Below are 23,295 nucleotides of genomic sequence, written 5' to 3'. Positions count from 1 at the left end.
CGCGGCGCGCCGGGGGGGCCCGCGCGCCCCGCCCCCCCCCCCCCCCCCCCCCCACCCCACCGTCGCGGGACGCAGACCCGGCCACCGGAGCCCCGCGCGGACGAGGCGTCATCACCAGAAGGGAAAGTGACATGGCTTCGCTCATCAAGAGCCTGGCCGCGGCGGCGGCCGGTATCGCCGCCGCCGCGATCGGCCGGCGCGTGCTGTCCCGCAAGGCCACGCCGAACCCCGCCGAGTGGTACGCGCTCACCATCGAACGCCCACCGGAGTTCCTCACCGGGCCCGACCGGCCGCCGGAGCTGGCCAAGCTGGCCACCGAGCACGAGGTGCGCTTCACCGAGGCCCCGGGCGGCCGCGGGACCGAGGTCGCGGTCCGCACCTCCGAAGGCGCTCCCAGGGAGCGGCTGCGCGCGATCAAACAGCTGATCGAGACCGGCGAGGTGCTCCGCGTCGAGGGCCAGAGCGAAGGCCGCAGGACGCTGGTCGGGCGGACCGTGCTGCCCGGCGCCAAGCGGCTGATGAGGAGGGGGATCCGATGAAGGCCGTCTGCTGGACCGGTGTCAACGAGGTCTCCGTGGAGACCGTCCCGGACCCCGGCCTGCTCAACCGGCACGACGCCGTGGTGAAGATCATCGCAAGTGCCACCTGCGGCTCCGACCTGCACCTGATCGACGGATACGTGCCGACCATGATGGCGGGCGACATCCTCGGCCACGAGTTCCTCGGCGAGATCGTCGAGGTCGGGCCGGACGTGCGCGACCGCCGGGTCGGCGAGCGGGTCGTGGTCTGCTCCATCATCGGCTGCGGCGGCTGCCACTACTGCCGCCAGGAGATGTACTCGCTGTGTGACAACAGCAACCCCAACCCCGGTTTCCTGGAGACGCTGATCGGTCACTCGACCGCGGGCATCTTCGCCTACTCCCACGCCCTCGGCGGGTACGCCGGCAGCCACGCCGAGTACGTGCGGGTGCCGTTCGTGGACGTCAACGCCTTCCCGGTGCCGGAGGGAGTGAGCGACTCCAACGCGGTGTTCGCCTCCGACGCCGTCCCCACCGGCTGGATGGGCGCCGACATCGCAGGCGTCGGCCCCGGTGACGTGGTCGCGGTGTGGGGGTGCGGCGGGGTGGGCCAGATGGCCATGCTCGCCGCCAGGCTGATGGGCGCCGAGCGGGTCATCGGCATCGACCGCTTCCCCGAGCGCCTGGCCATGACCGAGAAGCACATCGGCGCCGAGACGATCGACTACGAGAGGACCGACCTGCTCGGCACGCTCAAGGAGATGACCGGCGGACGCGGCCCCGACGTGTGCATCGAGGCGGTCGGCATGGAGGGCCACGGCACCGGCGCGCAGTACGCCTTCGACCGGACCAAGCAGGCCCTGCGGCTGCAGACCGACCGCGGCCTGCCGCTGCGCCAGGCCGTCCACGCCTGCCGCAAGGGCGGGACGGTATCGGTGATGGGCGTCTACCTCGGGTTCGTCGACAAGTTCCCCATGGGTGCGGTGATGAACAAGGGGCTCACGCTGCGCAGCGGCCAGCAGCACGGCCAGCGGTACATCCCGATGCTGCTCGACCGGATGGCCAGGGGCGAGATCGACGCGAGCCACCTGGAGACGCACCCGATGGGCCTGGACGACGGTCCTCGCGGCTACGAGATGTTCAAGCGCAAGGAGGACGGCTGCGTGCGGGCCGTCTTCTACCCGGACCGTTAGGACGGACGGGGAGGGCCGGTCCACCGTCGAGGGGGGACCGGCCCTCCGGCGTGCGCGGGGACGCGGGGATGCGGGGACGCGGTGGCACCGCCGTCCGTCCTGTCGCCCGTCTGCGCCGGACGAGGAGACGGCCCGCTCCTCCCACGTTCGGGAGGAGCGGGCCGTTCGCCGTACGCGGGCGCTCAGCCCGTTTTGCCCATGGCCTGGCGGATCACGTCGCGGGCCCGGTCCATCATCGCCACCGGGGTTCCCACCAGCAGGTTCTTGGTCGCCGACTCCACCCCGGCGTGCGGGTGGGTCGGCGCGATCGCCTCGGCCGCCTTCACCCCGACGGCCATGGCCCGCCGCTCGGCCTCGCTGGTGCAGGCGCGCAACCGGGTGAACTCGTAGCGCTCCTCACTGCGGGCGTGGGCCGTCACCGCGGCCCGGAGCATCGCCAGGTTCGACGAGAAGTCCGGATCGTCGGCGCCGGCCTTGTCCATCGTCATGAGCAGCTGCTTGGCCTCGTTCTCCTCGGCCAGGCGGTCGTCCACCACCGCGTCGCCGCCGTCGATCGCGCGGCGCGCGTAGGGGTGCACGATCTCCTCCTCGGCGGTCTCGTGGACCGCGAGCAGCCGTACCAGGCGCTGGAACGCCTCGGGCCTGTCCTCGGCGGAGGCCTTCTCCACCTCGTCGAACAGGTCACGGATCAAGGAGTGCTGCGCCAGCAGCAACTCCACCACGTCCTTCTCCTCCATCAGTTCGGGTACCGTCTGACGGCCGGTCATCAGGATCCTTCCGTGGAAACCCCCGGCTTTAGCCGTGGGGAGGAAGCGGAACCCCTGCGGAGCAGGTCAGGGGTAGCCCATTCGCCGCCAAGGCGGATGGGCGTCTGATCAGACGTTGCGCTGGCTCTCGACATACCTCTTCACGATCTCCAGCGTCGCGCCGCCGACGGTGGCGACGAAGTAGCTGTTGGTCCACAGGGTCGGCATCCGAGACTTGAGGTGCGGAAACTCGGCGCGCAGCAGGCGTGAGGATCGGCCCTTGATCTGCTTGACCAGCCTGTGGATGCCGTACTGCGGGTCGCAGGTGACCAGCAGGTGTACATGGTCGGGCATGGTTTCCAGTTCGGCTATGGGGGCGTCGCGTTCGACGCATACCTCGCGGATGATCTCTTTGAGCCGGGTGTCGACGTCACCCTTGATGACGTCTCGGCGGTACTTCGGGCACCAGACGACGTGGTAGGTGCAGCGGTACACGACGTTGTTGTTCGATCGGATCTCGCCCACCCCCTCAACTATACAGCTAGGACCTGTATAGTAACCAGCATGATCGAGACAGTGCGTTACACCTACCGCCTGCGGCCCGGCCGCCAGGCGCAGGCCGCACTGCTCGAAGAGTGGTCGCGCTGCCGGTGGCTGTGGAACGAGGCCGTGCACCAACAGAAGTCGGGCCGCAAGCCGACGTTCGGCAAACTGTCGAAGATGCTGACCGAGGCCCGGTCCCGGCTGTCTTGGCTGCGGGCCGGCTCGCAGGTGGTTCAGCAGCAGACGCTGCGTACCTACGGTGTCGCCCTGGACGCCTCGTTCAAGGTCAAGGGTTGTGGCCGTCCGAAGAAGAAGCGTAAGAAGGACGCCCTGCCAAGCCTGGAGTACACCACCCGGGGTTTCTCGATCAAGAACGATCGGCTGTGCCTGCCCGGCAAGGTGGCCGTCCCGGTCGTCTGGTCTCGCGACCTGTCGTCCGAACCGACCAGCGTCCGCGTCTACCAAGACAACCTCGGCCACTGGTACGCCTCCTTTGTGGTCCGCCGCGACCAGGCCGAACCTTCGGCCGCGGACCTGCCGGGGATCGGTGTCGACTGGGGCGTGAAGGCCACCGCCACCACCACCGACCCGGCGTTCGACCTGCCGCACCTCGGTCACCGCAAGCGCTGCGCCGCCGAACTGGCCAAAGCCCAGCGCAAGATGGCCCGCCGACGCCGGGCGAAAGGCCGCCCGGCGTCGAAGGGCTACCTGACCGCGAAACGACAGGCAGCCCGGATCGCGAAAAAGGCGGCCCGGCAAAACACCCACGATGCCCGCGTCTGGGCCAAGAACATCGTCGAACGCCACACGCTGATCGCCATCGAGGACTTCAAGCCGAAGTTCCTGGCCAGGTCCACCATGGCGCGCAAAGCCGCAGACGCCGCGATCGGCGCGTGCAAACGGCAGTTGATCGAAAGTGGCACGCGGGCGGGCCGGAAGGTGGTGCTGGTGCCGTCCGCCTACACCACGATGACCTGCTCCGAGTGTGGCGAGAGAGCCAATCTCCGCCTCGGATTGGGGGTACGGATTTTCGAGTGCGCGGCCTGCGGATACACCGCAGACCGCGACCTCAACGCCGCGAGGACGATCCTTGCCACGGCCGAACGCGACCGTGCCAGCGCCGACGACGTCAGACACCAGATCACCTCCTTCCGGGACGGTGGATCAGGTGCAGTCTGAGCTGGGAAATCCCCTGGATTTATCCGTGGGGATGCCGTTAACTGTTCCCTCTCCTTCGGCGGTGCGGGGTTCGTGGGTGGTGTCCGGTCAGCCCTGGCCGGGCTCCTCCTTGCCGTAGCCGAGCGTCTCGGCCACGTCCGCCATGTTGGTGAAGGTGCGCTCGGGCAGCGAGCGCAGGGTGCCGAGCACCGCGTCGGGCGCGTCCTGGTCCTGGGCGCGGCCGATCAGGGTGTCACGGTCGGCGGGGAAGACACCGGCGCCGCTGATCCAGCGGGCCAGCTCGCTGCGGGCCTCCACGCCCTCCGGGTCGATGCCCTGCGGGGTGCCCGGCTCGTGACCGGGGGCGTGCGATATCGGTGCCATGTCGCTCTCCTTCGTGTGACCGCGGAGCTCCTCCCGCACATGAGCCGGGAAACGCTCAAGACGGGTATCAACACTCGAACTTTTTGCTTTTAGGGTGCGTTATTCGGTGATTTCCGTTCTTATGGCTTTTGTTCTCGAACGGATTTCCCTCGCCGTGCGAACAGCCCCTTACCCTCTTCGCGATGGGCAAACATCCGGATGAGCGAGCAGGACGCGCCGCCTCAGCCGGACTTCTCGCCACCGGGGGAGCCGCCGGGGGAGCCGAGGTCCACCCGCTCCAGCGGGGTCACCGCCGGTCCCTGCAGGACGGCGCCGTCCACGCCGAAGCGCGAACCGTGGCACGGGCACTCCCAGGAGCGTTCGGCCTCGTTGAAGCCGACCACGCACCCCAGGTGGGTGCAGACGGCGGAGACGGCGTGCAGGCTCCCGTCCTCGTCGCGGTAGACGGCGCAGCGCCTGCCCTCCTTCTTGACCACGGTCCCCTGACCCGGGGGCAGGTCGATCACCTCCCGGGCGCCGGAGCCGGCGGTGGACAGGCGGTCGCCGACGAAGTGCCGGGCGACCGTGGCCTGCATCTTCAGCGCCGGACCGGCCTCGCGTACCGGATGCAGCCGCCGGGGGTCGTACAGTGCCGCCCAGGGCGACTCCCCGCCGGTGATCAGCGTGTTCAGCAGCAGGCCCGCCATGACGCCGTTGCTCATGCCCCAGCCGCCGAACCCGGTGGCCACGTAGGCGTGCCTGGCGCCCGGATGCAGGGGGCCGACGAAGGGCACGCCGTCGGTCGTGTCGTTGTCCTGGGCCGCCCACCAGTGGGTGGGGCGGGCTCCGTGGAAACGCTCGACGGTCCACGAGCGCAGTCGCTCCAGCCGGTCCCCGACGTTGCCCGAGCCGGGCAGGAACGACTCGCCGGTGACGATCAGCAGGCGCTGCCCGTCCTCGTACGGGGCGGTGCGGACCGAGCGCGTGCTCTGCTCGGTGGTGATGAACATGCCGCCGGGATCCTGTTCGGCCGGGATCGCCGCGGCGACGACCAGCTCGCGGTGCGGCTCCATCCGGGCGAACAGCAGGGAGCGGTCGAAGACGGGGTAGTGGGTCGCCACCACCACGTCCGCCGCCGTGATCGTCTGCCCGCCGGCCGTGGTGAGGCGGCAGGGCGTGCCCTCCTTCAGGCCGACCACGCGCGTGTCCTCGAAGACGAGGGCACCCTGCCCCGTCATGGCCTCGGCCAGCGCGAGGAGGTAGGCGCGGGGATGGAACTGGGCCTGGTCCTCCACCCGGACGGCGCCCGCGACGGGGAAGGGCAGCGAGCTCGTCGTCACGAACGAGGCCGGCAGTCCGGCCTGCTTCGCGGCCTCGGCCTCGGCGCGCAGCGTGTCGACGCCGTCGGCCGACTCGACGTAGGTGAGGGAGGGCACCCGCTCGATGTCGCAGGCGGCGCCGAGCTCGGTGGCGGTGGCGAGGAGATGCGCGATCGCCTCCTGCTGCGAGCGGGCGTAGAGGGCGGCCGCCTCGGGCCCGGCGGAGGCGGCGAGGTCGGCGTAGATCAGGGTGTGCAGGGCCGAGATCTTCGCCGTGGTGTTGCCGGTCACCCCGGCCGCGATCCGGCCCGCCTCGAGAACGGCCACCGACCGGCCCGCCCGGGTGAGCTCCCAGGCCGTGCTCAGACCGGCGATGCCCCCGCCCACCACGGCGACGTCCACCTGAAGGTCACGGTCGAGGGCCGGGTACGGCGCTCCAGGGGCGGTTTCCATCCAATAGGACTGCATGGTCATACCCGGGTGCGTGCCCTGGGGCGGGGGGTGCAAACGACGCCCCGTCCCCTCCCCGCTCTCCCGCCAGGGCATGTCACGCGGGTTGCCGGGTAGGCCCGGTCGCATGGCAACGACTCGATCGGCCGGCCTGGTGCTCGGGCTCGGCATCGGCGGTTTCGTGGACGGGATCGTCCTGCACCAGCTCCTCGGCTGGCATCACATGCTGAGCGGCTGGTACCCGGACGACGAGCACGTCAACATGCTGGGGGACGGCTTCTTCCACCTGCTCTGTCTCCTCCTCGTGCTGGGCGGCATCGCCCTGCTGGTCCGTGCCGCCCCCGTCTCCGGCCGGGCGCTCACCGGGTGGATCATCGCGGGATGGGGGCTGTTCAACCTCGTCGAGGGCCTCGTCGACCACCAGATCCTGGGCGTCCACCACGTCAAGCACGGTCCCGGCCAGTTCCTGTACGACATGGCGTTCCTCGCCTCCGGCGTGGTGCTGATGGCCGTCGGCTACCTGCTCGCCCGTAGCGGTCACCGGGCCGGGGACGCCTCCCGCGCGCGGGTGAGGTAGGGGGCAGGCCCGTACGGGAATCAATCCCCCGGCGGGCGTGCGACCTCCGGGAGGAGCGATCGGGAGCGGGCCGCCCCGCCGGGGACGCCGGGGACGCCGCGGATGCCGGGGACGCCGGGGACGCCGAAGACTCAGTAGGCGATCCCGACCGTCCGCCTCACCGTCGCGGGGTCGTCCAGCACGGCGAGCATCGCGTGAGCCAGGTCGGATCGGGCGATCGTGCGACCGGCCGCGAGGCCCGCGCCCACGGCGAGCCGGTACCTCCCGGTCGCCGGCCCGTTCAGCAGGCGTGGCGGCCGCATGACCGTCCAGTCGGTGTCGCTCGCGGCGATGGCCTTCTCCATCGCCCCCAGGTCGGCGTAGACGTCGCGCAGGAAGGCGCGGATCACGGGGGCGAGGATCCGGCGGTCCAGGAAGGGGTCGCCCGGCGGTGACGTGCCGAGGGGGGAGGCGCTCACGGCGACGAGGCGGCGCACCCCGCACTCCGCCATGGCCGCCAGGATCACGCGCGTGACCGGGGCGGCGACGCCCGCCCGGGCCTGCGCCCGGTCGCGCGGGCCGAGACCGGAGATCACCGCGTCCCGGCCCTCGACGGCCGGGCGGAGCGCACGCGGGTCGGTCATGTCGGCGGTCACGACCCGCGCGCCGGTGAGGCCGTCCGGCAGCCGGGCGGGGTCGCGCACCACCGCCGTCACCTCGTGCCCGGCCTCCAGCGCCTGGCGGACGACCTCCTGCCCGGTGCCCCCTGTGGCTCCGCAGACGGTCAGCTTCACGGCATCCTCCACGTGGTTGGTGAACACTCACTAACCGATAGGGTGGGTGAACACTCACCATTCGTCAACTCCGGGGGAGCGCACCGCATGAAGCCGACCCGGGTCCGCATCCTGGACGCCGCCGAGCACCTGATGCGGACCATCGGCCTGGCCCGTACGACCACCAAGGAGATCGCCCGCGCCGCGGGGTGCTCGGAGGCCGCGCTCTACAAGCACTTCGAGAGCAAGGAGGAGCTGTTCGTGCTCGTCCTGCAGGAACGCCTGCCGCCGTTCGGCCCGCTCATGGCCGAACTGGAGGGCGGCGGCCCGGACGGGCGCGACGTCGAGGAGACGCTGGTCGAGGTCGCCCGGCACGCCGTGGCGTTCTACGGGTCGAGCTTCCCGATCGCCGCCTCGCTGTTCTCCGACCCGGCCCTGCTGCGACGGCACGGGGAGGAGATGACGAGGCTCGACAGCGGCCCGCACCGGCCGCTCGACGCGCTGACCGCCTACCTGCGCGAGCAGCGCGCGGCCGGGCGGCTGCGGTCCGACGCCGATCCGGCCGCCGCGGCGGCCCTGCTGCTCGGGGCCTGCTTCCAGCGCGCGTTCCTGCACTCCTTCGCCGGGGACCGGCCGCCCCAGGGTCCGGCCGCCCTGCCCGCCGACACGTTCGCCGTCACGCTGGTCCGGACGCTCCTGGACGGCCTGCGCTGACCGGAGGCCGGGGCGTCCTCGCGCCGGGGGCCGGCGGGGTGCGGGGAGGGCCGGGCGACGACCCGCGTGGGGTCGTGATCCACGCGGGTTCCGCGGCCGTCCGGGGTGTCGCGGCCGCGTGGGACGGCCAGGTGCGCGTGAGGGTTCCGCGCCGTGGGTGCGGCTCCGATTGTTAGCGCTACCAGTGGGGGCGTCAAGGGTCGCGCGCATCACGATTCGGAAAGACCTCCGGCTGGGAGGGGGGATCCGGTCCGTCGGCAAAAGGTGACATCGGCGGTATTGACAGGGCGAGTGTTATCGCAAACACTCTGGTAACCCCAGCGAAACATGACGAGGCTCCCCGATGACACCGAGCGCCGACGACGGCAGGGCACGGACCAGACCGGCCGTGCTGGACGACGTCGCCGAGCTCGCCGGGGTCTCCGCCATGACGGTGTCCCGGGCGCTGAACGCCCCCGACAGGGTGCGTCCCGAGACCCGGGCACGTGTCATGGCGGCGGTGAACGAGCTCGGCTACCGGCCCAACCCGGCGGCGCGCCAGCTCGTCACGGGCCGCTCGGGCGTGCTCGGCGTGGTCAGCTTCGACACCACCCTGTACGGACCCGCCTCCACGCTCTACGCGATCGAGCAGGCGGCCCGGCAGAACGACTACGTGGTCAACGTCGCCAGCCTCGCGTCACTGAACCGCAGATCGATCGGAGAGGGGGTGGAGCGGTTGCGCGCGCAGTCGGTCGACGGCGTCGTCGTCGTCGCACCGCACGAGTCGGCCGCCGACGGCCTGCGCCACCTCTCACCGGGCCTGCCGCTGGTCGCGGTGGACGCCGGGGACGACATCCCCGTCCCCGTGGTCATGGTCGACCAGCGCGGTGGCGCCGTACGGGCCACCCGGCACCTGCTGAGCCTGGGGCACGAGACCGTCTGGCACCTGTCCGGCCCTCCCGACTGGATAGACGCCAGAGGGCGGGTCGAGGGGTGGCGGTCGGTGCTGGAGGCCGAGGGACGGCCGGTGCCCGAGGTGGCGGCCGGGGACTGGAGCGCGTACTCCGGTTACCGCCTCGGCAAGAAGCTGGCCGGCGACCCCTCGGTCACGGCCGTCTTCGCGGCCAACGACCAGATGACCCTGGGGGTGCTGCGGGCCCTTCGCGAGGCGGGCCGGCGCGTCCCCGAGGACGTCAGCGTGGTGGGCTTCGACGACGTGCCCGAGGCCGCTTACTTCTGGCCGCCGTTGACGACGGTCAGGCAGGACTTCGGAGAGGTCGGCCGGCACGCCTTCCGGCTGCTGATCGACCGTATCCAGGGCGCCGAGGAAGGAGGCCCTCGCATCGTGGAACCCGAGCTGGTGGTCAGGGAGAGCAGCGGTCCCGCACCCTGCTGACGCTCCCGCGCCGTCCGCCCGGAGCCCCTTTCCGCCCGCCGATCCCCTCCGCCCCGCCGAGCCGTCCCGCTTCTCTCCGGTCCCTTCCGGGCCGGTTCCGGGTTCCGGTCGGGAAACAGTTCGTCCATATCGAAAAACCTCTCAGGAGAGAATCCATGTTCAAGAAATTGCCCGCGATACTGGCCGCGGGGCTCATGGCCGCCGTACTCACCGCCTGCGGCTCGAGCGGAGGAACCGGTACGACCGGCGCGACCTCCGAGGCCGGCGGATCCGACACGATCACGCTCGGCTTCTCGCAGGTCGGCGCGGAGAGCGGCTGGCGTACCGCCAACACCAAGTCCGTCCAGGAGGCGGCCAAGGAGGCGGGCATCGATCTGAAGTTCTCCGACGCCCAGCAGAAGCAGGAGAACCAGATCAAGGCCATCCGCTCGTTCATCCAGCAGAAGGTCGACGTGATCGCCTTCTCGCCGGTGGTCGAGTCGGGCTGGGACACGGTCCTGAAGGAGGTCAAGGACGCCAAGATCCCGGTCATCCTGACCGACCGCGCGGTCGACTCCACCGACACCTCGCTCTACCAGACGTTCATCGGCTCCGACTTCGTCCTTGAGGGCAAGAAGTCCGGCGAGTGGCTGGTCAAGGAGTACGAGGGCAAGTCGGAGCCGGTCAACATCGTCGAGCTCCAGGGCACCACGGGCTCCGCCCCCGCCAACGACCGCAAGAAGGGCTTCGGAGAGGTCATCGCGGCCGACCCCAAGTTCAAGGTCATCGCCTCGCAGACCGGTGACTTCACCCGTGCCAAGGGCAAGGAGGTCATGGAGGCCTTCCTCAAGGCGCACAAGGACATCGACGTGCTGTTCGCGCACAACGACGACATGGGCCTGGGTGCCATCGAGGCGATCGAGGGCGCCGGTCTCAAGCCGGGCACCGACATCAAGATCATCACCATCGACGCGGTCAAGGACGGCATGCAGGCCCTGGCCGATGGGAAGATCAACTTCATCGCCGAGTGCAGCCCGCTGCTTGGCCCGCAACTGATGGACCTCGTCAAGAAGGCCGTGAAGGGCGAGCAGCTCGAGAAGCGCGTCCTCACCGAGGAGACCACCTTCACGCCCGAGCAGGCCAAGGCGGTCCTGGCCGACCGCAAGTACTGATCTGTCACTGAACACCGACCGGTCACCGGTACGGAACGGCCTCGTTCGCCGAACGGCCGGACGTGACGAACGACCGGGCGCACCGAGCGGCCGGACGTGACGAACGGCCGGGTGTGACGAACGGCCGGGTGTACGGAACGGCCGGGTGTACGGAACGGGTGCGCGCACCGGACGGGTGCGCGTACCGGATGATGAACGGCCGCCGGGGGGGGGGGGGGGGGGGGGGGGGGGGGCCCCCCCCCCCCCCCCCCCCCCCCCCCTCGGTCTGAGAAGCCCAGGAGCGCAGGTGCGGCGGGTGCGGGCGTGTCGGCCCGACAGGTGCAGGTATGCCGGACGGACGAGTGCGGGGGCTCGGTCCGGTGGGTGCGGAAACGCGCCGGGTCCCGGGGAAGGGGCGGCCGTTCAGGGGGAGAGCGTCTCGATCCGCCGCCTTCGGGCCACGATCACCACCACGACCGCGTACAGGCCGAGCTGCACCACCGTCCCGGTCAGGCTCTGCCAGGGCACCGATCCCTGCTTCAACGCCTCGTCCAGCGACCCGTCGGCCCCGCTCACCCCGAACGCCAGCACGTTGTTGACCACGTGCAGCGCGATGGCCGCCTCCAGCCCACCGGTCCGCACCGCCAGCCAGCCCGTCAACACCCCGAACGCGAAGACGTCGACGATCCCCCAGTCGACATAGGCGTGCACGGCGGTGAAGCCCGCGGCGCCCAGCAGGATGCCCGGCCAGGGGTTGGCGAGAAAGGCGCCGAACGCCTGGAGCAGCCAGCCCCGGAAGACGTACTCCTCGGCGGCGGCCTGGAACGGCACCAGGAGCACGGTGACGACCAGCACGGGCAGGAAACGCTCCCAGCCGACCCAGCCGAACAGCTCGCCGAGATCCTCGCCGGTGACGAGGTAGGTGACGGCGACCGTGGCCTGGCCCAGCACCACGGCGGCGAGGGCCACTCCCGCGCACCACGTCATCCACCGCCACCGCAGGCGGCCGACGACCGAGGAGAGGGTGCCGGGCGGACGGCGCTGGATCCACAGCGTGACCCCGTACACGACCGGCAGGGTGGCCGCGATGGCCAGCAGGTTGACGCCGAGTTCGAGGACCGGGTCGCCGAACAGCCGATCGTTCGAGAGGCCGACCTCGGCACCCGCGAGCGCGCCGACCGTCGCACCGGCGAGGACCACGGCGACCACCACGAGCATGATCCCCGCCAGGCCCGCGAGCGTGCCCAGCACCGGCCGCCACCAGGCGTGCAGCCGGGTACGGGCCAGCCGGTCGTAGCGGGTGCCGGAGGGGGCCGCCACGGCCCAGGGCGCCCGCTCCGGCGGGAACGGCGGGTACGGCACGCCCGGCCCGTACCCGGGGGGCGGGCAGGGCGGTGGGCCGGAGCCCCACGGGTCCGCCGAGGGGCCGGCGGGTCGCGGGTCCTGTGGTGAGCCGGGAAACGGCGGACCGGCAGGCGGGCCCGGTGACGGACCGGACGACGGGCCCAGGGACGGGCCCGGGGGTGGGCCGGGCGGTGGGCCGGGGGTCTGCGAGGGCGTCACCGGGGGCTCGGAATCCTCAGGGACGTGCATGGTCTCATTTCGTTTCGATGCGTTCAGGAAGGTCGTCGGGGCGGAGGACGGGACACGTCCCGGCGCGCCCGGTGCCCCCGTGTGGTCCCGGCGCACCTTCAGGCACAACGACACCGGCCGCCTTTCGGTTCCGCCCAGCGTTCCACCTCGCGTCCCGGCCCGCGTCGCGCGTCCCGGTCGTGTCCCGGTCCTTTTCCACAGCGTGTGACAAAAGTGGATCAAAGTGCTCGGCCGGTCCGCGCGGACCTCGGCGCGGGCACGGCGCGACCGCCCGTCCCGCTCGTCCGTACCCGGCTTGACCTCGGGTTTCGTGGATGGACGCGGCGGGGCGGGGTAAGTGGACGATCAACGTCTCCGAACGGGGACGGTGGCCGGCCGCCGGCCCGTCAGGGGCGGTCGGGGGCGGTCAGGGGGGTCTCCACGCTGGAGGGATTGAGCATGAGTGAATACGAGCGTTCCCTGAGGATCGCGGCGCCGCCGGAGGCGGTGTTCGACCGGGCCGAGGACCTGGACGGTCTCGACGACTGGCTCCCGCGCGACCTGCACGTGCACGCCGGGGACCGGCCTCCCGCGGTGACGGTGCACGAGGACTCCACCGACACCGACGCCCGCGCCCTGCTCAGGGCCGAGCGCGACCAGCTCCGGATGGAGTGGGGCACCCGCGACAACGGGCGGTACGCGGGATGGCTCCAGGTGGCGGGAATCGGCGAGGAGGAGAGCGAGGTGACCATCCACCTGTCCTTCTTCGACGCGCGGCACGCCCCGCCGGCGGAGGACGTCGACCGGGCCCTCGGCGAGAGCCTGAGGAAGCTGGCCGGCCAGGTGACCCACCAGGGCGCCTGATCCCGCAGGCGGCACGACGCCCCCGGGGCCGAGGTCCCGGGGGCGGTGAGAGGCAGGCGGCCGGAAGATCACGTCCCTGTGTGGTCCTCCGGCCCTTGCCCCGTGTTTCGGGTCCCCGAGACCGTCCGGTTGCATCGCCTTCATGCCGTCCGGCCTGACGGGGAGGCTCGGGCCGGATCGTCCGTCCGGCCGGGGACGCCCGGGTCGGGTCGTCCGGCCGGGCGGGGAGGCTCAGGTCAGGTAGTCACGCAGGGCGCGGGAGCGGGAGGGGTGGCGCAGCTTGGTCATGGTCTTGGACTCGATCTGCCGGATGCGCTCGCGGGTCACCCCGTAGGCGCGGCCGATCTCCTCCAGCGTCTTGGGACGGCCGTCGCCGAGCCCGAAGCGCATCGCCACCACCCCGGCCTCGCGCTCCGACAGCGCCTCCAGGATCGTGTGGAGCTGCTCCTGCAGCAGCGCGGCGGCCACCGCGTCCTCCGGGGTGATCGCCTCGGAGTCCTCGATGAGGTCGCCGAACTCGCTGTCGCCCTCGGTGCCCAGGGGGCTGTGCAGGGAGATCGGCTCGCGTCCGTACCCCTGGACCTCGACGACCCGCTCGGGGGTCATCTCCAGCTCCACCGCGAGCTCCTCGGGGGTGGGCTCGCGGCCGAGGTCGGTGGTCATCTGCCGGTGCACGCGCGCCAGCTTGTTGATCACTTCGACCATGTGCACGGGGATGCGGATGGTCCGCGCCTGGTCCGCCAGAGCGCGGGTGATCGCCTGCTTGATCCACCAGGTGGCGTACGTGGAGAACTTGAAACCCTTGGTGTAGTCGAACTTCTCGACGGCGCGGATCAGGCCCAGGTTGCCCTCCTGGATCAGGTCCAGGAAGAGCATGCCGCGGCCGGTGTGACGCTTGGCCAGCGAGACCACCAGGCGGAGGTTGGCCTCCAGCAGGTGGTTCTTGGCGCGGTGGCCGTCCTCGGCGAGCCATTCGAGCTCGGCGCGCACGTCGGGCTGGAGCCGGTCGGCCTCGTTGAGCCGTTCGGTGGCGAACAGGCCGGCCTCGATCCGCCGGGCGAGCTCGACCTCCTGCTCGGCGTTGAGCAGGGAGATCCTGCCGATCTGCTTGAGGTAGTCCTTGACCGGGTCGGTGCTGGCGCCGACGCTCGACTCCAGGGCTGCGGGCAACTCGTCGTCGTCGGCGAGGACGACTTCCTCTTCGTCGACGGTGCCCTCCACGGTGGCGGCTTCCATGGCGTTCACACCTTCCCCAGGTCCGATCAGGTCCAACAACCCGTGCAGTTCAAGGTACGTCCCGCGATGGGATGCTGCGGCGCCTGGCTCGCCGTCGTGGTCTTCGCCGCTACCGGAGAGCCTCCGCCGCCCAAGTGTGTTCCCGCCCAGGACACGGCTATTCCGTTCCGCCGCCGGGAGCTCCGGCGGGACGCCCGATGAGGGACACGATCGTCTCGTTCGCGCGAAGCGTCCCATTCGGCCGCCGGACGGGACGCCGAGCCGCCGTGGAACGGCCGTGGGGCCGTCCTTCCGCTCGGAAGGACGGCCCCACGGTTCTCACGGTGTCGCGGCGGGTGTCGCGGCGGGTGTCGACGCGGCGGGCACGGGGGTCGGGCAGCGGGTCCGGACCCCGTCGGATCAGGCCGGGAAGTCCTTCGGGTTGACGCCGCTCGTCCTGGCGTTGCCGCCCCTGACGGGGTTGAGGGTCAGGGTCCAGACGGTCGAGCTGTTCGAGGTCGTGGTGAACCTCAGTTTGTTGTTGAAGCGCTGGTAGGAGGGGTTGCGGGAGAACCTGCCCCGGGAGACGCTGAACGACTGCCCGGAGGTGAAGAAGATGGTGTAGGTGCCGTCCCTGACATCTCTGACGGAGGCGGTGGACCGGGCGCGGACGTACACGCTGATCGCCTTGGACCTGCCGCGGACCAGCGTGACGACGGCATCCCTGCTCGTGCCGTTCTTGACCTTCAGCCGGCCCGGCCCGCCGCTGATGCGGTCGTAGAGGATCCTCCCGTTGCCCGGCCGCGCGGCGGCCTCGGTCGAGGAGACGGCGACGGTCTCGTGGGCCGGGGTGGCCGCGGCGGCGGCGGGGGCGGCGATGGAGCCGGTCAGCAGAACGGAGGCTAGGGTCGCCCCCGCGAAAAGACGGAGATTCGTCATTGCGCAAATATGACCAATCTCCAGTAATCGGTCAATGCAATTCACGGCCATGACACCATTTATGCACTCTTTGTATATTTTGGGCGTTTCTGGCCGTACGGTCGCCTGATCCGGGTGAACGCCACCGGTCACGGCGTCCGGCCGGACGGTGCGCGGACCCGGGCCGCGACCACACCCGCCCGGCCGCCGGACGGCCGCCTCCGGTGCTCCCCGGGCGAGAGGGAAGGTCAATACAATTCGTCCGGTGCCGAGGACCCCGAGGACCCCGAGGACCCCGAGGACCCCGAGGACCCCGAGGACGCTGAGGACGCCGGGAACGACCGGTACGCCGCGACCGGCGCCCTGGGCCGGGCGTTCCTGGAGTCGCTGGAGCGGGTCGGCACGGGCGGGACGGCCTTCGACCCCGAGGTGGTCAGGCGGCTGCTCGCCCGCGCCACCCGCTCCGGCCCGCTCGGCAGGCTCACCCCGAGGGAGACCCAGGTGCTGGAGCACCTGGCCCAGGGCCTCGTCAACGCCGCGATCGCCGAGCGCCTGCACATCTCGCGGAGCGCGGTGGAGAAGCACGTCAACGCGATCTTCGACAAGCTCGGGCTCGCCCGCGTCCCCGGCTACAGCCGGCGCGTCCTGGCCGTGCTGCGCCACCTCGGCGCCTGACCCGCGCCGGCGGGAACGACGAGGCGGCCGACCCTGGCCAGGAGCAGCAGGGCACACGCCGCGGAGGCCACGACGAGCCAGGCCACCTGCGTCCAGGTGGCGTCACCCCCTCTGGACAGCACCCGGAACACGTCGGTGATCGTCAGGCAGAGCACCCCCGGCGCCGCGTACGGCAGCAGCCGGGCCGCCGTCCGCCACCCCGGCCGCCCCGCGCGCCGCGCCGCCCAGCGACGCGAGCGGGCCAGTCCCCGCCCGGCCAGGACGAGCGTCAGCGCGGCGGCGAGCGCGAACACGAGATCGACGAGCAGGAACGGGAACGCCGGGGACGGCGGCCCGGGAGCGCGTCCCTCGGCCATGGCCACCAGCGCCTCGGCGATCGCGCCGTCGTAGGCGGAACCGGTGTTGGCCATCACGACGATGCCGTGGCCGGAGCGGAGCAGCAGCGTCTGCCGGGCCGTGGCGGTGGACAGGTCGCCGTCGTGCTCCACGACGGGCGCGCCGGTCCCGGTCCTGCCGAGCGCCCAGCCCAGGGCGTAGGAGTCCTTGATCCGGGACGGGGTGCGCATCCGGGCCACGCCCGCGGCGGAGACGACGCGGACACCGCCGGGGCCCGCGCCCTCACCGGCCTGCATGATCATCCATCGCGCCATGTCCCTCGCGCTGCTGATCACCCCTCCGGAGCCGTTGCCGAAACCGTGCGGCTCGGGGACGGAGAACGGGACGCCTAGCAGGCGCAGGTGTCCCCGCGCGCTCGCCGGCAGGTCCCGGTCGGTGTCGATCGTGACGCTGTCGCGCATGCCGAGCGGGCCGAACACGTGGGTCCGCAGGCGGTCGGCGAAGGGCACTCCCGCCACCACCTCGACCAGCCTCGCCGCGACCTGGAAGTTGGTGTTGTGGTAGCTCCACCGCGTGCCGGGATCGGCGGCCAGCCGTGCGCCGCGCAGGCGCGCGACCGCCTCGCGCAGGGAGCGCGGCTGGGGCAGGCTCCTCTCGTGGAAGGTCGAGGTGGCCATCCCCGACGTCTGGTCCAGCAACTGCCGGACGGTGATGCGCGCCGCCCGGGGGTCGGCCATCGTGAACTCGGGGAGCGCCTCGCGCACCGGCGCGTCGAGCCCGATTTTTCCCTCCTCCGCGAGCTGCACGACCGCCAGCGCGGTGAAGGACTTGCTGAGCGAGGCGATCGCCATCGGGGTCCGCTCGGTGACCGGGGCGCCGGAGGCGGTGCGGCCGTAGCCGGCGACGTGCACGACCCGGCTGCCCCTGGTGACGGCGACCGCGACCCCGGGCAGGCCGGTCGCCTCGCGGTAGGCGTTCACGAACCGGTCGACGGCGGCGGAGGAGAGGGAGGAGGGCGGGTCGTCCGACGGGGACGACGAGTGCGAGTGAGAGTCCGGGGACGGGGACGGGGACGGGGACGGGGGGGAGGGTGAGGACGAGGTGGCGGGCGGGGCGGTCGTCAGTGTCAGGACGCAGGCCGCCGAGAGGGCGGCGGCCAGGCGCCGGACCACCCGGCCGCCGGTGATGTCGAATTCGGGCATCACCCGACCGTAGGCACGCCGCCCGGCCAGGACCATTGCGAGATCCCTCCGTGTCCCCTGCGGAAAACCACAGGGTGGCCCCTCGGGAGGGACCGGCCCCGCTCGGTGACACGGGACGTCGCGCGCGTATATGGTTACCCTCAGTCACCAGACGCTGACCGGATCGACCGGGAGACACGACCATGGCAGAGCTCGCGCACTTCATCACCGACCTCCCCGCCGGCCTGGCGGGGGAGACCTCCCGGGGGTCCGGGGCCGCGATGACGTACACCTCGGCGGAAGGTGGCGACGACCCGACCACGCTGGCGATCGGCGAGGAGGGGGACGACTTCACCACCTACGCGATCGGTGAGGAGGGCGACGACCAGGGCTGGGGTCGCGCCGGCGCGTAGGGGCGGACGTGACCCGCTGGGGGATCATCGGCCCGCCGGGCGACCCGCAGGTGGCGAACGTGGCCGCCGCTCTCCGTGAGCGCGGGGCCGAGCCCGTCGTCCTCGACCTGACGGCGTTCCCCGCGAGGTCCCGGCTCTCGCTGCTCGACGACCTGCCCTCGGTCCCGGGGGTGGACGTCGGCGCCGTCCGCGCGTGGTACCTGCGTTCCATGCCGCTCCCGCTGCCCTTCGCCCTCCCGCCCGGGCGGGACGAGAGACCCGGCCGGGACGAACCGCCCGCCCTGGAGGAGCGGGTTCGCGAGCAGCGCTCGGCGTACGCCGGGGGGCGTGAACGCCGCTCGTTCACGTTCGGCTTCGTCACCGCGCTCCGGTGCGGCGGCGCGACGCTGGTCAACCCTCCCGAGACCCTCGGCCAGCACTTCCTCAAGCTCGAACAGCTCCGGCGGCTGCGCGAGGCCGGCGTCCCGGTGCCCCGCACCCTCGCGACCAACGACCCGGACGCCGTCGTCGGCTTCGCTCGCGCCACCGGGCCGATCGTCTACAAACCGCTCGCGGGAGGTGCCCTGTGCCGCCGGGTGACCCCCGAGGACCTGCGCCCCGAGCGGCTGCGGCTGCTCGCCACCGCGCCGGTGCTCTTCCAGGAGGAGATCCCCGGCCGCAACCTGCGCGTGTACGTGGTGGGCGGCGAGGTGGCCGCCTCGTACGAGATCGTCTCCGACGAGCTGGACTTCAGGGGGGCGGAGCGGGACGTGTTCCCGGCCGCGCCGAGCCCGCAGGAGCGCGACGCCTGCCTGCGGGCGGCGCGGGCGTGCGGGATGACGTTCACCGGCATCGACGTGCGGCGGCGTGACGACGGCACGTTCGCGGTGCTGGAGTGCAATCCCTCGCCGATGTTCGCCGCCGTCGAGCGCCGCACCGGTTCGTCGGGCGTCACCGGGGCGCTGGCCGCCCTGCTCCGCCGGGCGGCGGACGGCGACGAGCACCAGGAGAAGGACGACGGCGAGGAACGGGGGACAAGGGCGGCGACGACCGCCGTGTGAACGGCGACGGCGAGGACCGGGGGGACGGCCGCCGCGGGGTAAGGACGGCGGCACGAATTCGCGGGAGAACGGTGCGGGGGGCTCACGGCGGGGTCGTGGACGGGACCCCGGAGGAGGAGGCGGACGGTGCGGGGATTGCGCCGGGGCGTGAGCGGGCGTCCGTGCCGACCGGCGTGTACCAGAGGGAGATCTTGGCCAGCTCCGCGGCCGGGCCGTCCGCGAGGACCCGTACCGTCGCGCCGCGCAGGTCCAGCATGACCACCTTCGTGGTCCCCTTCCTCCCGGGTACGGTCGCCAGGAAGTGACGGTCGCCCAGCCAGCCGCCGAACCGGGTCCCCTTCGGGATCGGGACGGTCGCCCGGCGTGCCCCCGTGACGGCGTCCCACACGCACATGTCACCGGCCCCGCCCGGGCATTCGGTGATGAAGACCTTCCCCAGCGAGGTGTTCCGGACGTTCTCCCGGGTGACGGCGCCCACCTTCGGCAGGGTTCGCAGCAGGGTGCCGTCCAGGCGGTGGAACAGGACCGACCCCTTCGGCCCGGCGTGCATGACGGAGGCCGAGTCCGGGCCCCACAGGTACGGGGAGTCGACGCCGTCACCGGGCACCCGGGTGATCCGGGCGGTGCGCGAGACCGCGTCCACGATCACGAACCCCCGGGTGTGCCGGGGCGCCTGCAGCCCGTCGTGGATCGTGAGCAGGATCCTGCGTCCCTGCCGGTCCCAGCGCGGATCGAAGGTCTTCAGCGGGGTGTCGACGGTCCTGATCCGGACCTCCGGGCCACCGGCCGGGTCCACCACCCGTACCAGGTCGAACTCGCCGAGCTCGAACTTGTTGTCCGGGTTGACGGCGACGCGCGCCCCTCCCGGCGCGGCGATCGCGGTCATGAACGTCCCCAGGAACGTGAAGTCCGCACCGGCGCCCCGCCGCAGGTAGGTGGGCGTGCCGGTACGGCCGCGCCGGTCCTGGTAGGTGGAGACCCGCTCGGTGTCGGCGGGGTTCTCGCGCAGGACGATCCTCGTCCCGGGAATGCGGGTGCTGGTCGTCGAGGTCATGGGCATCGTCCCGACGTCCGCGCCGGCCGGCGTGCCGGAGTCCGGGCCGGACGCGCCGGTGGCGCCGGTGGCGCCGGTGGCGTCGGTGGCGTCGGTGGCGTCGGTGGCGTCGGGGACGTCGGGGACGTCGGCGGCGTCGGCGGCAGAGCCGCGTCCGGCGGCGGTGCCGGTCGGCTCGCCCGCCCTCGCCGCCAGGGCCGCGACGCCGGCGGTGACGGCGAGCGCCACCGCGACCAGGACCGCGATCACCGGGCGGGACGGTCGCCGGGCCGGTCGCCGGGGCGGCGGTGACGGGGTGACGGCCTGCTCGCGGCCCTCGTCGAGCAGGCGCCGCGGCTCCACGGGGTGACCCAGCAGCCGCAGCAGCGCGGCCGTCGCCGGGGGCCGTGCCCGCGGATCCTTGGCCAGGCACTCGGCCACCAGGTCGCGCAGCTCGTCGTCCAGGACGCCCAGCCGGGGCTCGCCGTTCAGGATCCGGTGGATCACCGCGGGCAGGGCGTCGTCGCCGAAGGGAGGCTTCCCGGTCGCGGCGCACACCACCGTCGAGGCCCAGGAGAACAGGTCGGCCGCCGGCCCCGCCTCGCTCCCGTCGAACTGCTCCGGCGCCATGTACGGCGGCGTGCCGACGAGCCCGTCGGAGACCGTCGCGGTGGCGTCCAGCGCGCGGGAGATACCGAAGTCGATCACGCGCGGCCCCTCCCGGGCGAGCAGCACGTTGGCGGGCTTGAAGTCGCGGTGCACGACGCCGGCCTGGTGGATGGCGGCCAGCGCGGTGAGCGTCCCGATGGCCAGCCTGCGCAGCTCGGCCCCGCGCAGCGGTCCCCGTTCCGCGATGACCTGGGCCAGGCTGGGGCCGTCGACGTACTCGCTGACGATGTACGGCATGCCGCCGGCCTCGCCGTGCTCCAGGACCCGCGCGGTGCAGAACGGCTTCACCCGGCGGGCCAGCTCGATCTCCCGGCCGGAGCGCGCCAGGGCCGGGTCCGAGGCGTCGCCGCGGCCGAGCACCTTCACCGCGACCCTCGTCCCGGACGGAGACTCGGCCAGGTACACCGTCCCCTGCCCGCCCCGGCCGAGCCTGCCGACGATCCGGTACGAACCGATCAGGGCGGGATCACCCGGAAGCAGGGGCGTGACCCCGGTCACCGGGCCGCCGCGGTGAAGCTCAGGAACGCGGTGTCGCCCTTCCTCAGGTCGGCGAGCACCCGGACGACCTCGCCGTAGAAGTCGATCACCTTGATCCTGGAGGCCTTGGAGCCCTTCTTGACGGGTTCCTGCACGAGCAGGTGCTGGTCGTTGAACCAGCCCAGCAGCCGCCTCTCGGCACCACCGCCGGGGACCGTGTAGCGCCGGGTGCCCCTGGCCGAGTCCCACACGCACACGTTCTCCTCCTTGGGGCACACCGTGACGAACAGCGCGCCCGAGGGGGAGAACCAGGAGATGTTGCGCGGCTTGCCCACCCAGTGCATCGTGCGCAGGACCCGCCCGTCCGGGCCGTAGAAGTCGACCCCGTGGGCCTTGCCGTTGAAGTACCCCCGCGCGACCGAGCCGTCCGGCGCGAACGTGAAGGGCAGCGTGTCGGCGCCGGTCGACTCGGTGCGTACCCGGGTGGCCCTGCGCGCCGCCACGTCCACCACCACGAAGCCGTCGCTCACCTCCTTGGCCGCCTCCCGCACCGACAGCAGGACCTTGGAACCGTCGGCCGACCACACGGGGGTGTGGCCCTCCGCGGGCCGCTCGACGGTCGGCACGGTGAACTGCGTGCCGTTCCTCAGGTCGAAGATCCGCAGGTAGTCGAAGGAGGAGTCGGTGAACTTCGCGATCGGGTTCAGCGCGACCATCTCGCCCCGCGGTGACAGCGCGGCCATCAGCGTGCTGCCGACCTGTTTGAAGGTGTCCTTGCCCTTCTCCCTGGCGAACGAGCCGAACGGCTGGTCGATGGTGAGGTAGGCGCCGAGCCGGACCGGGTCCCCGGGATGCTCGTGCAGGGTGATGCCCGTCCCGGGCAGCTCGATGTCCGTGGTGGCCTTCTCCACCTTCTGCCAGGGCGGCTCGGTGACGTTCGGGCTGAGCGCGGGCTGCGGGGTGAAGGCCGGGGCGAGCGCGCCCTGGGCGGTACCGGCCGGGGAGCGCGGCGCGCCCGTCGCGCCCGTCGCCCCGGTCATGCCGGTCGCGCCGGTCGCGCCGGTCGCGTTCCGGGAGAGGACGAGGTAGACCGCGCCGCCGGAGACCAGGGCGACGGCCAGGGCCCCCGCGACCAGTGACAGCGGGCGCCGCCGCCGCGACGGGCGGGTGACGGGCGCGCCGGAGGCGTCCCCGGCGGCGTTCCTGGCGGCGTCCTTGGCGGCGTCCTTGGCGGTGTGCGCCAGGTCGGAGGTGAGGAGCTCGCCGACCAGGCGGAGCAGGGCGTCGCTCGCGCGCGGCCGCCGAGCGGGGTCCTTGGCCAGGCAGGCGGCGACCAGGCCGCGCAGGTCGTCGGGGAGCGCGTCGAGGTCGGGATCGTCGTTGACGATGCGGTTCACCGTGCCCGACATCGACCCGGCGTCGAAGGGGGAGCGGCCCGAGGCCGCGAAGGCCAGGGTCGCACCCCAGGAGAACAGGTCCCCGGCGGGGTCGGGGGAGGCGCCCCTGAGCCGTTCGGGGGAGCTGTAGGCGGGGACGCCGACCTTGCGGGTCGTGGTCGAGGCGGTCGCCTCCAGGGCCCGCGCGATGCCCAGGCCGATGACCCGCGGCCCGTCGGCGCCGAACACCACCCGGGCCGGGTCCAGGTCGCCGTGGACCGTCCCTGCCTGGTGCAGGGCGACCAGCGCGGTCATCGTGCCGACGGCCAGCCGGTGCAGCGCCGCGGGGTCCAGGACCCCCTCCGAGGCCACGACCTCCGGCAGGGTGGGGCCGTCGACGTACTCGCTGACGATGTACGGCCTGTCGCCGTGGGTCCCGCTCCCCAGGACCTGCGCGGTGCAGAAGGCGGGGATCTCCCGCAGCGGCTCCATCGCCTCCCGGAGCCGCTCGCGGTCGACGTCGGCCGGGAGCAACCGCACGACGACCCGGTCCCCCTCGGGGGCGGTGGCGAGGTAGACGTCCTCACCGAGGCGGCCCGTGATCCGGTACGGATCCACGCGCTCGGGATCCCCCGCCTGTAAGGGGCCGATATCCGGCATGGTCCGGCTTCCTCTCCGCGGACTCCAT

At 72.3% G+C, this 23,295-nt stretch carries 21 protein-coding genes and 1 pseudogene; 11 read left to right on the top strand and 11 right to left on the bottom strand.

Annotation, left to right across the window (positions count from 1 at the left end; all coding sequences use genetic code 11):
• The first annotated feature begins 131 nt into the window (after nucleotides 1-131).
• Together ACLQ2R_RS26540 and ACLQ2R_RS26535 are read left to right on the top strand one after the other, a co-directional pair.
• Nucleotides 132-539 carry a hypothetical protein gene (locus ACLQ2R_RS26540; protein WP_425963331.1) on the top strand — a complete coding sequence of 136 codons (408 nt, stop codon included), beginning with the start codon at nucleotides 132-134 and terminating at the stop codon, nucleotides 537-539.
• Complete coding sequence (locus tag ACLQ2R_RS26535; protein WP_425963330.1) at nucleotides 536-1,711, top strand: zinc-dependent alcohol dehydrogenase; 1,176 nt, start codon at nucleotides 536-538, stop codon at nucleotides 1,709-1,711. The genes ACLQ2R_RS26540 and ACLQ2R_RS26535 overlap by 4 nt, the downstream gene beginning before the upstream one ends.
• 182 nt (nucleotides 1,712-1,893) lie before the next feature.
• Here ACLQ2R_RS26535 and ACLQ2R_RS26530 read toward each other — a convergent pair whose 3' ends face one another.
• Entirely contained in the window at nucleotides 1,894-2,478 is a 585-nt protein-coding gene (locus tag ACLQ2R_RS26530; protein WP_425963329.1) for a hemerythrin domain-containing protein, read from the bottom strand.
• Between the two features lie 108 nt (nucleotides 2,479-2,586).
• Nucleotides 2,587-2,982, bottom strand: a complete 396-nt coding sequence (tnpA, locus tag ACLQ2R_RS26525; RefSeq protein ID WP_425963328.1) for an IS200/IS605 family transposase — start codon at nucleotides 2,980-2,982, stop codon at nucleotides 2,587-2,589.
• 39 nt (nucleotides 2,983-3,021) lie between these two features.
• Between tnpA and ACLQ2R_RS26520 the strand changes: the two genes are divergently transcribed.
• Entirely contained in the window at nucleotides 3,022-4,179 is a 1,158-nt protein-coding gene (locus tag ACLQ2R_RS26520; protein ID WP_425963326.1) for an RNA-guided endonuclease InsQ/TnpB family protein, read from the top strand.
• A gap of 87 nt (nucleotides 4,180-4,266) precedes the next feature.
• Here the strand turns inward: ACLQ2R_RS26520 and ACLQ2R_RS26515 are convergent, their stop codons facing one another.
• Nucleotides 4,267-4,542 carry a DUF2795 domain-containing protein gene (locus ACLQ2R_RS26515; RefSeq protein WP_425963325.1) on the bottom strand — a complete coding sequence of 92 codons (276 nt, stop codon included), beginning with the start codon at nucleotides 4,540-4,542 and terminating at the stop codon, nucleotides 4,267-4,269.
• Between the two features lie 221 nt (nucleotides 4,543-4,763).
• Nucleotides 4,764-6,293: an FAD-dependent oxidoreductase gene (locus ACLQ2R_RS26510; protein WP_425963324.1), complete on the bottom strand. Its 1,530-nt coding sequence runs from the start codon at nucleotides 6,291-6,293 to the stop codon at nucleotides 4,764-4,766.
• A gap of 124 nt (nucleotides 6,294-6,417) precedes the next feature.
• On the opposite strand from ACLQ2R_RS26510, the gene ACLQ2R_RS26505 reads away from it, so the two are divergent.
• Nucleotides 6,418-6,867, top strand: coding sequence for a DUF2243 domain-containing protein (locus tag ACLQ2R_RS26505; protein WP_425963323.1), 450 nt, complete (start codon nucleotides 6,418-6,420; stop codon nucleotides 6,865-6,867).
• A 131-nt stretch (nucleotides 6,868-6,998) separates the two neighbouring features.
• On the opposite strand, the gene ACLQ2R_RS26500 is transcribed toward ACLQ2R_RS26505, so the two are convergent.
• Nucleotides 6,999-7,667: an NAD(P)-dependent oxidoreductase gene (locus tag ACLQ2R_RS26500; protein WP_425963322.1), complete on the bottom strand. Its 669-nt coding sequence runs from the start codon at nucleotides 7,665-7,667 to the stop codon at nucleotides 6,999-7,001.
• 60 nt (nucleotides 7,668-7,727) lie between these two features.
• Here ACLQ2R_RS26500 and ACLQ2R_RS26495 point away from each other — a divergent pair, with 60 nt between their 5' ends.
• The 3 genes from ACLQ2R_RS26495 (at nucleotide 7,728) to ACLQ2R_RS26485 (ending at nucleotide 10,859) form a co-directional block, all read left to right on the top strand.
• Entirely contained in the window at nucleotides 7,728-8,333 is a 606-nt protein-coding gene (locus ACLQ2R_RS26495) for a TetR/AcrR family transcriptional regulator (RefSeq protein WP_425963321.1), read from the top strand.
• A gap of 343 nt (nucleotides 8,334-8,676) precedes the next feature.
• Nucleotides 8,677-9,708 carry a LacI family DNA-binding transcriptional regulator gene (locus ACLQ2R_RS26490; protein WP_425963319.1) on the top strand — a complete coding sequence of 344 codons (1,032 nt, stop codon included), beginning with the start codon at nucleotides 8,677-8,679 and terminating at the stop codon, nucleotides 9,706-9,708.
• Between the two features lie 155 nt (nucleotides 9,709-9,863).
• Nucleotides 9,864-10,859, top strand: coding sequence for a substrate-binding domain-containing protein (locus ACLQ2R_RS26485; protein ID WP_425963318.1), 996 nt, complete (start codon nucleotides 9,864-9,866; stop codon nucleotides 10,857-10,859).
• A 402-nt stretch (nucleotides 10,860-11,261) separates the two neighbouring features.
• Here the strand turns inward: ACLQ2R_RS26485 and ACLQ2R_RS26480 are convergent, their stop codons facing one another.
• Entirely contained in the window at nucleotides 11,262-12,200 is a 939-nt protein-coding gene (locus ACLQ2R_RS26480; protein ID WP_425963317.1) for a CPBP family intramembrane glutamic endopeptidase, read from the bottom strand.
• A gap of 669 nt (nucleotides 12,201-12,869) precedes the next feature.
• On the opposite strand from ACLQ2R_RS26480, the gene ACLQ2R_RS26475 reads away from it, so the two are divergent.
• Nucleotides 12,870-13,274, top strand: coding sequence for an SRPBCC family protein (locus ACLQ2R_RS26475; protein WP_425963316.1), 405 nt, complete (start codon nucleotides 12,870-12,872; stop codon nucleotides 13,272-13,274).
• A gap of 231 nt (nucleotides 13,275-13,505) precedes the next feature.
• Here the strand turns inward: ACLQ2R_RS26475 and ACLQ2R_RS26470 are convergent.
• Nucleotides 13,506-14,495: pseudogene (locus ACLQ2R_RS26470) on the bottom strand (RNA polymerase sigma factor); the annotation flags it as partial.
• A 414-nt stretch (nucleotides 14,496-14,909) separates the two neighbouring features.
• On the bottom strand, nucleotides 14,910-15,428 hold the full coding sequence (locus tag ACLQ2R_RS26465) for a hypothetical protein (protein ID WP_425963315.1): 519 nt from the start codon (nucleotides 15,426-15,428) through the stop codon (nucleotides 14,910-14,912).
• 114 nt (nucleotides 15,429-15,542) lie between these two features.
• Here ACLQ2R_RS26465 and ACLQ2R_RS26460 point away from each other — a divergent pair, with 114 nt between their 5' ends.
• Nucleotides 15,543-16,082, top strand: coding sequence for a response regulator transcription factor (locus ACLQ2R_RS26460; protein WP_425963314.1), 540 nt, complete (start codon nucleotides 15,543-15,545; stop codon nucleotides 16,080-16,082).
• On the opposite strand, the gene ACLQ2R_RS26455 is transcribed toward ACLQ2R_RS26460, so the two are convergent.
• A complete protein-coding gene (locus ACLQ2R_RS26455) occupies nucleotides 16,037-17,620 on the bottom strand; it encodes a serine hydrolase domain-containing protein (protein ID WP_425963313.1) in 1,584 nt (527 codons plus the stop codon). The genes ACLQ2R_RS26460 and ACLQ2R_RS26455 overlap by 46 nt on opposite strands.
• A 182-nt stretch (nucleotides 17,621-17,802) precedes the next feature.
• Between ACLQ2R_RS26455 and ACLQ2R_RS26450 the strand changes: the two genes are divergently transcribed.
• Both ACLQ2R_RS26450 and ACLQ2R_RS26445 read left to right on the top strand, forming a co-directional pair.
• Nucleotides 17,803-18,012, top strand: coding sequence for a hypothetical protein (locus ACLQ2R_RS26450; RefSeq protein ID WP_425963311.1), 210 nt, complete (start codon nucleotides 17,803-17,805; stop codon nucleotides 18,010-18,012).
• 8 nt (nucleotides 18,013-18,020) lie between these two features.
• A complete protein-coding gene (locus ACLQ2R_RS26445; RefSeq protein WP_425963310.1) occupies nucleotides 18,021-19,052 on the top strand; it encodes an ATP-grasp domain-containing protein in 1,032 nt (343 codons plus the stop codon).
• Nucleotides 19,053-19,134: 82 nt separating this feature from the next.
• Here the strand turns inward: ACLQ2R_RS26445 and ACLQ2R_RS26440 are convergent, their stop codons facing one another.
• Entirely contained in the window at nucleotides 19,135-21,252 is a 2,118-nt protein-coding gene (locus ACLQ2R_RS26440) for a protein kinase domain-containing protein (protein ID WP_425963309.1), read from the bottom strand.
• Nucleotides 21,249-23,225, bottom strand: a complete 1,977-nt coding sequence (locus ACLQ2R_RS26435; protein ID WP_425963308.1) for a serine/threonine protein kinase — start codon at nucleotides 23,223-23,225, stop codon at nucleotides 21,249-21,251. The genes ACLQ2R_RS26440 and ACLQ2R_RS26435 overlap by 4 nt, the downstream gene beginning before the upstream one ends.
• Nucleotides 23,226-23,295: the final 70 nt, after the last annotated feature.

The sequence above is a fragment of the Streptosporangium sp. DT93 genome (genome assembly GCF_049844535.1).
Classification (GTDB): Bacteria; Actinomycetota; Actinomycetes; order Streptosporangiales; family Streptosporangiaceae; genus Streptosporangium.
The sequence above is the reverse complement of the archived record's forward strand: the minus strand, read 5'-3'. Positions and strand labels throughout refer to the sequence as shown.